The organism is Schlesneria paludicola DSM 18645 (assembly GCF_000255655.1).
GTDB classification, from domain to species: domain Bacteria; phylum Planctomycetota; class Planctomycetia; order Planctomycetales; family Planctomycetaceae; genus Schlesneria; species Schlesneria paludicola.
The window spans coordinates 1-342 of record NZ_JH636437.1 but is presented as its reverse complement, the minus strand read 5'-3'; the positions used below and the strand labels follow the sequence as shown (position 1 = coordinate 342).

The window sequence follows — 342 nt, the reverse complement described above, 5'->3', positions numbered from 1 at the left end:
AACCCTTGAGCAAGTCACGGCCGCACGCCAGGCCCCGACCGAAGCCATGAAGATTTCTACTTTGCTCAATGAGTTCATCACACCGTACGTCGCTCGTCCCGATGCCACGTTGTCGGGGTTGTTGGCCGTCATTACCGACGCGACGAAGTGAGGCACATCATGCAGGCGTTTGACGAGTTTGGCCGCGAAGTGTTTCCGGTCGTGATCAATACGATTTGCCCGGTCGCGTATGCGGAACCGGCAAAGCTGCTTGCCCTGCGACACATGACCACTGTCGAGCAGGCCAGCGGTGACACTCTCGGGCGCATGCTCGACATCAACCTTGGTCCGATCGGAGCTGAC

1 pseudogene is annotated in these 342 nt (G+C 58.8%); it reads left to right on the top strand.

Features of this window, described 5'->3' with window-relative positions:
* Positions 1 to 159 precede the first annotated feature (159 nt).
* Positions 160 to 342 (top strand): annotated as a pseudogene (locus OSO_RS46750) (hypothetical protein); the annotation flags it as partial.